Below are 6,716 nucleotides of genomic sequence, written 5' to 3' on the forward strand. Positions count from 1 at the left end.
CTGTGGCACCCCCCGCGCGGGCGTGCCCGGAGGGAAGCCGGCCGCACCCTGCCCGGGCGCACTCGTAGAAAAGGACTGCCCACCCGGCGGAAACGGCTGCGCACCCTGCCCGGGCGCACCGCCGCCGAATCCGGGAACGCCACGCGCACGCGTGCCCCCGCCGAAGCCGGGCGTGTCGTCCGGGCGGGGCAGGTCTCCCCGCGGTCCGGGTTCGCCGCCACGGGCGCCCGGAGGGGTCCCTTGGGATCCCGGCGCCGCGGCCGGACGCTCCTTGCGCCGAGCGGCGGGTATGTCCCCGGAGTCGCTCTTGGGTGCCGGTCCGCGGCGGCTGTGACGTCCCACGCCGGCCTCAGCTCCCCGTACCCGCTGCGGTGACGCCGTCGCCGCGCCCGGCGTCCACGCGCCCCTCACCCGGATCCTCCTCGCCCGCCGCCGCCAGCAGCTCGCGGAACGCCCCGGCCACCAGCTCCGGGTACTCCATCATCGCCACGTGTCCGGCGTCCGGCAGGGACAGCAGGCGGGAGTGGCGGAAGGCGCGGGCGGCCTTGTGGGCCATGCGGAAGCCGACCAGCTGGTCACGGCCGCCGTAGACCAGCAGGGTCGGGGCGAGCACGCGCTCGGCCTGGCGCCACAGCCCGTGCTGCCCGCCGAGCGTGTAGGCGTCGACGATCCCGCGCGCGGAGCGGGCCATCGCGTCCCAGAAGTAGGGCAGCCGCTGCCGCCGCTCCAGCTCCTCCACGGCGTACCGGAACGCCTCCGGCGACACCCGCGACGGATCGCCGTAGCAGAGCGCCATGACCCCGCGCACCCGCTGCTCGGCCGTCCACTCCCTGGTGAGCCGGGTGAACAGCGCGGCGATGCCCGGCACGCCGAGCAGCCCGGTCGGCACCGCACTGCGCTGGATCCGCAGCTCCGGCAGGGCCGGCGAGACGAGCGTGAGCGTCCGCACGAGATCCGGGCGTACGGCGGCCACGCGCGTGGCGACGGCGCCGCCGAGGGAGTTGCCGAACAGGTGCACCGGGCCGCGGTCGGCGGCGTCGAGATAGCGGATCACCGCGCGCGCGTGCCCGGTGACGGAGTAGTTGCCGTCGTCCGGCGGCGGGGAGTCGCCGAAGCCCGGCAGGTCGACCGCCTCACTGTCGACGACCCCGTCCAGCTCGGCCATCAGCTGCGACCAGTTCTGCGAGGAGCCGCCGAGGCCGTGGACGAACAGCGCGGGCGGCAGCCCCTCGCGCGCGGGGCGCCGGGAACGGACCGACAGGGTCACGCCGGGCAGGCTCACCGAGCGCAGCCGCTCGCCCTCGCCGACCCGGACGGGCGCCACTCTCGGAAGCGCGCTGGCGGCCGGAACGGACGGCGACTCGGTCGAAGACATGCGGCAATGTTACGAGGTGATCACGCCCGGGTCCGTGTGTTGGCCGTCACAGGCGGACGGCGTACGCATGACACGCGCGCGGCGGGGGAACCGGAGGGCGGACGGGCGCGATGGCATGGCGTCCGGATCAGCAGTCTCCTAGGCTCGTACAGAGGGCACCCGCGTGTGGCCCCTGCTGCATCCAGGGACGTTCGTAGGAAGGGAGCCCACCATGGCCTATGACCCCACCGAGCCGGACACGATCGAGGAGCTGGCGGACGAGGCAGCCCCGGAGTTCGGCGTCGAGGCGCCCGAGGTGGACGCCGCAGAGCAGCACACCGACATCACACCGGAACGCGACGACCCCCTGACCGGAGTCGAACCGGACCGCGCGAACGAGGCCGATCTCGTCGAACAGGCGCGTGTCGTCTCGCTCGACGAGGACGACTACCGCTGACCTCGCCGGACTCCCGTGGCCGGCAGGGCGCCCTCCCACGGCCGGCAAGCGCCGTCGCACGGCCGAGAAGGGCCGTCTCGCGCTTTCGCCGCCGTCCGGTACGTGAAATTCTGCGCTCGCACCGCGCACACCACGGTTACCGAAAAGTACGATGGCCGCGCGGTGACACCGCATGTGGACGACTTTGGGAGGCGGCGTGACAGCCATCGAGCAAACAGAGGCGGCACGCCCGCGTGGCACCCGTCTGCCGCGCCGCGCCCGACGGAACCAGTTGCTGGGCGCCGCCCAGGAGGTTTTCGTCGCACAGGGCTACCACGCGGCGGCGATGGACGACATCGCCGAGCGGGCAGGCGTGAGCAAGCCGGTGCTCTACCAGCACTTCCCGGGCAAGCTCGACCTCTATCTCGCACTGCTGGACCAGCACTGCGAGTCGCTGATCCAGGCTGTGCGCCACGCGCTCGCGTCGACGACCGACAACAAGCAGCGCGTCCGGGCGACGATGGACGCCTACTTCGCCTATGTCGAGGACGACGGCGGCGCCTTCCGGCTGGTCTTCGAGTCGGACCTGACGAACGAGCCCGCGGTGCGCGAACGCGTCGACAAGGTCACCAACGAATGCGCCGAGGCGATCTGCGACGTCATCGCCGAGGACACCGGCCTGTCGCGCGCGGAGTCGATGCTGCTCGCCTCCGGCCTCGGCGGACTCGCCCAGGTGGTCGCCCGCTCCTGGCTGCACAGCGACCGCAGCGTCCCGCGCGACCAGGCGGTGCAGCTGCTCACCTCGCTGGCCTGGCGCGGCATCGCCGGTTTCCCGATGCACGGCACCGAGGGCCACTGACACCGGTCCGCCGCGGCGCTGTTCGCTGACGGCGTTCCGGCCCGCAGCGTGCTGGTCCCCTCACCGGGCTAATGTGTGCTGGGTACGGCGCGGAAGATCGCGCACATCACTGACCGTCGGAGGGACATAGCCGTGGAGGTCAAGATCGGCGTGCAGCACGCGCCCCGCGAGATCGTTCTGGAGAGCGGTCAGAGCGTCGAGGAGGTCGAGCGCGCGGTGAGCGAGGCGCTGGCCGGGAAGACGCAGTTCCTGAGCCTCCAGGACGAGAAGGGCCGCAAGGTCCTGGTGCCGGCCGACCGCCTGGCGTACGTGGAGATCGGCCAGCCGACCGTGCGCAAGGTGGGGTTCGGCGCGCTGTAGCCGACATCGCCCGGAAGGGCCCGGTGGCCGTGTGCCGCCGGGCCCTTCGGCGTTGATCCCTCCGCACGAGCCAGTCGATCCCTCCCGATGAGCCAGTTGATCCCTCCGCATGAGACACGCCCACGGATGGAGCACAACCTCTCCACAGGGGAGGATTGTCCTTCGCAGGTCACGGGTATGACGGGCTACGACCGTCAACGCAGACCGGCCGTGGGAGGGACCCAGAGATGATCCTGGAAGCACTCGGATCCGTGGTGCTCGGTCTCGTCCTCGCCTGGGCGGCCGCCCACCGCCTGGCCCACCGGCTGCCGGCCCGCCCGCTGGTGTACTCGACGGGGGCCGCCGGAGCCCTCTTCGGCGACTTCGTCACCCACAGCGCGCTGGGCCTCGGCAGTGCCTACCTCAGCCTGCTCGGTGCCGCCGCCGTCTCGGCGGCGTCCCTGTCGTTGCTGCTGCGCCCGTCAGGGAGCCTGCGCCGCCGATCAGCGGCGGCGTAGCGAAGGGGCGCGCGACCGCGCGCCCCCGCGCAGGCTTACGCGGCCAGGCCCAGTGCGGCCATCCGCTTGGTGTGCGCCTCGGTGATCCGCGAGAACATCTTTCCGACCTCCGCGAGGTCGAACCCGTCGGCGACGCCACCCACGAGCATGGTGGACAGCGCGTCCCGGTCGGCGACCACGCGCTGCGACTGCGACAGGGCCTCGCCCATCAGCCGCCGCGCCCACAGCGCCAGCCGGCCGCCCAGTCGGGGGTCGGCGTCGATGGCGGCGCGCACCTTCTCCACCGCGAACTCGGCGTGTCCGGTGTCGTCGAGCACGGCGAGGACCAGTTCGCGCGTGTCCGAGTCGAGACGGGCCGCGACCTCCCGGTAGAAGTCGCTCGCGATGGAGTCACCGACATATGCCTTGACCAGGCCCTCCAGCCAGTCCGACGGAGCGGTCTGCCGGTGGAAGCCGTCCAGGGCCGCGACGAACGGGTCCATGGCGGCCGTGGGCTCCTCGCCGATCTCGGTCAGCCGGTCCCGCAGCCGCTCGAAGTGGTGGAACTCCGCCGAGGCCATCTTCGCCAGCTCCGCCTTGTCCGCGAGGGTCGGCGCCAGCTTGGCGTCCTCCGCGAGCCGCTCGAACGCCGCCATCTCCCCGTAGGCGAGCGCGCCGAGCAGGTCCACCACGGCGGCGCGGTACTGCGGGTCGGCGGCGGCCTGGGCCCAGTCCTGGGCCGCGACGCCCGTGGGTGCGGTGGAGTTCTCAGGCTTGTCAGAGCTAGTCATGAGGCGCACAATAGCCCGCTCGGCAGCCTCCGGCAGCGGTCCCTCGGTCACTGTGACCACGACTACGTGACCAAATCGGCCATCGCATGTGCGCGATTCCGGGGTATGGTGGTAATGCGCCTGCTGAGTGCGTCGACGATGTTCGACGCGTCCCGACAGGCTGCACGCATGAGGATGCCCGGTCGGTGGCCCGATCGGCTCCGACCCGACAGCCCTCCCTGGCCGTACGGCGCAGTAATCCGTACGACGACCGGAGGGACACCCTCAGCGGTTCGAGCGCTAGAGCGTCGGCAGAGGTCCCGTGTCATACGGCTTGCCCGAGTGGTTCGTCCGTACGGCAGCCGACGTCCCCCGGCACGGTCGCACATGACCCCCGCGCTCGCCTCGCGCCGCACACACAGAAGAGGCATGACCCTGACTACGACGTTTCGAGAAATCGGAATCCTCCCCGAGACCGCCGAGGCCCTGGAGGCCGTCGGCATCATCACCCCCTTCCCCATCCAGGAGATGACGCTTCCCGTCGCCCTGTCCGGCACGGACGTCATCGGCCAGGCCAAGACCGGTACCGGCAAGACGCTGGGCTTCGGTCTTCCGCTCCTGGAGCGGGTCACCGTCCCCGCCGACGTCGAGGCCGGCCGCGCCGCCCCGGAGGCGCTCACCGACGCCCCGCAGGCCCTGGTCGTCGTCCCCACGCGCGAGCTGTGCACGCAGGTCACCAACGACCTGCTGACCGCCGGCAAGGTGCGTAACGTGCGGGTGACGGCCATCTACGGCGGTCGCGCCTACGAGCCGCAGGTCGAGGCCCTGAAGAAGGGCGTCGACGTGGTCGTCGGCACCCCGGGCCGGCTGCTGGACCTGGCCGGCCAGAAGAAGCTGGACCTGAAGCACGTCAAGTGCCTGGTCCTCGACGAGGCCGACGAGATGCTCGACCTGGGCTTCCTGCCCGACGTCGAGAAGATCATCAACATGCTGCCGGCCAAGCGGCAGACCATGCTGTTCTCGGCGACCATGCCGGGCGCGGTCATCGGTCTCGCCCGCCGCTACATGTCCCGGCCCACGCACATCCGCGCCACCGCGCCGGACGACGAGGGCGTGACGGTCGCGAACATCAAGCAGTTCGTCTACCGCGCGCACAACATGGACAAGCCGGAGATGGTCGCGCGCATCCTTCAGGCCGAGGGCCGCGGGCTGGCGATGATCTTCTGCCGTACCAAGCGCACGGCGGCCGACATCGCCGAGCAGCTGGAGCGCCGCGGTTTCGCCTCCGGCGCGGTCCACGGCGACCTCGGCCAGGGCGCCCGCGAGCAGGCGCTGCGCGCCTTCCGCAACGGCAAGGTCGACGTCCTGGTCTGCACCGACGTCGCCGCGCGCGGTATCGACGTCGAGGGTGTCACCCACGTCATCAACTACCAGTCGCCCGAGGACGAGAAGACGTACCTGCACCGTGTCGGCCGTACCGGCCGCGCGGGCGCCAAGGGTACGGCGATCACGTTCGTCGACTGGGACGACATCCCGCGCTGGCAGCTGATCAACAAGGCGCTGGAGCTGGACTTCAACGACCCGGTGGAGACGTACTCGTCGTCCCCGCACCTGTTCTCCGACCTCGGTATCCCCGAGGGCACCAAGGGCACCCTGCCGCGTTCCGAGCGCACCCGCGCGGGGCTCGACGCGGAGGTGCTGGAGGACCTGGGCGAGACCGGCGGCCGTGGTGGCCGCGGTGGCCGTGGCCGCGGGGACCGGGGTGGTCGCACCGACCGCACCGAGACCGTCGCCGCCGAACGCGAGCGCCCGTCCCGCACCCCGCGCCGCCGTCGCCGTACGCGCGGCGGAACCGCGCTGGACGCCGCCGCCCCGACCGCTCCCGTCGCCGAGTCCGGCTCCGCCGAGGCCACCGGTGCGGAGGAGCCCCGCGCGTCCCGCACCCCGCGCCGTCGCCGTCGTACCCGCGGCGGAGCCACCGCGGAGCCGCTGACGGCCGCCGCGACTGCCGAGGCCACCGTCGAGGCGGTGGAAGAGGCGCCGGCCCCGGCCGCTCCGGAGACGCCGGAGAAGCCGCGTCGCCGCCGCACCCGCAGGACGGCGGAGCGCACCGAGGCGGCCGTGGCACCGGCCACCACGGCGACCGAGCCGACGGCACCGGAGTCCGCCGCCCCGGTCGCGGTCGCGGAGCCCGAGGCCGCCCCGGTCGCGGAGCCCACCCCGCGTCGCCGTACCCGCAAGACGGCCGCGCCGGCCGCCGAGACGGAGACGGCAACGGCCGCGGACACGGCAACGGACACCACCGAGGCCAAGCCGCGCCGCACCCGCAAAACGACCGCAGCTGTGCCGACCGCCGAGGCCTCCACGGCCGAAGCCGAGGCCAAGCCGCGCCGCACCCGCAAGACCACGGCCCCGGCCGAGACCACCGACGCCCCCGCGGCCGAGGTCGAAGCCGAAGCCA

The 6,716-nt window shown here is 72.7% G+C and carries 7 protein-coding genes; 5 read left to right on the top strand and 2 right to left on the bottom strand.

The features are described from left to right. Window positions 1–349 precede the first annotated feature (349 nt). The gene (locus tag ACZ5CZ_RS16605) at window positions 350–1,375 is read right to left on the bottom strand and encodes an alpha/beta fold hydrolase (RefSeq protein WP_385840147.1); all 1,026 of its coding nucleotides are present in this window, start codon (window positions 1,373–1,375) and stop codon (window positions 350–352) included. A 211-nt stretch (window positions 1,376–1,586) separates the two neighbouring features. On the opposite strand from ACZ5CZ_RS16605, the gene ACZ5CZ_RS16610 reads away from it, so the two are divergent. From ACZ5CZ_RS16610 to ACZ5CZ_RS16625, 4 genes are all read left to right on the top strand, one after another. Beyond that, window positions 1,587–1,811 (top strand): hypothetical protein, encoded by a 225-nt coding sequence (locus tag ACZ5CZ_RS16610; RefSeq protein WP_385840149.1) that lies wholly within the window; start codon window positions 1,587–1,589, stop codon window positions 1,809–1,811. A 196-nt stretch (window positions 1,812–2,007) separates the two neighbouring features. Beyond that, on the top strand, window positions 2,008–2,649 hold the full coding sequence (locus ACZ5CZ_RS16615; RefSeq protein WP_385840150.1) for a TetR/AcrR family transcriptional regulator: 642 nt from the start codon (window positions 2,008–2,010) through the stop codon (window positions 2,647–2,649). 132 nt (window positions 2,650–2,781) lie between these two features. Continuing rightward, the gene (locus tag ACZ5CZ_RS16620) at window positions 2,782–3,009 is read left to right on the top strand and encodes a DUF3107 domain-containing protein (protein ID WP_385840151.1); all 228 of its coding nucleotides are present in this window, start codon (window positions 2,782–2,784) and stop codon (window positions 3,007–3,009) included. 227 nt (window positions 3,010–3,236) lie between these two features. Next, window positions 3,237–3,506: a hypothetical protein gene (locus ACZ5CZ_RS16625; protein ID WP_450784656.1), complete on the top strand. Its 270-nt coding sequence runs from the start codon at window positions 3,237–3,239 to the stop codon at window positions 3,504–3,506. Between the two features lie 35 nt (window positions 3,507–3,541). Here ACZ5CZ_RS16625 and ACZ5CZ_RS16630 read toward each other — a convergent pair whose 3' ends face one another. Then, window positions 3,542–4,285 (bottom strand): ferritin-like domain-containing protein, encoded by a 744-nt coding sequence (locus tag ACZ5CZ_RS16630; protein ID WP_385840326.1) that lies wholly within the window; start codon window positions 4,283–4,285, stop codon window positions 3,542–3,544. Window positions 4,286–4,783: 498 nt separating this feature from the next. Between ACZ5CZ_RS16630 and ACZ5CZ_RS16635 the strand changes: the two genes are divergently transcribed. Continuing rightward, on the top strand, window positions 4,784–6,716 hold a 1,933-nt coding region (locus tag ACZ5CZ_RS16635; protein WP_468943576.1), incomplete at its 3' end, for a DEAD/DEAH box helicase.

The sequence above is a fragment of the Streptomyces sp. NPDC031418 genome, assembly GCF_055581605.1.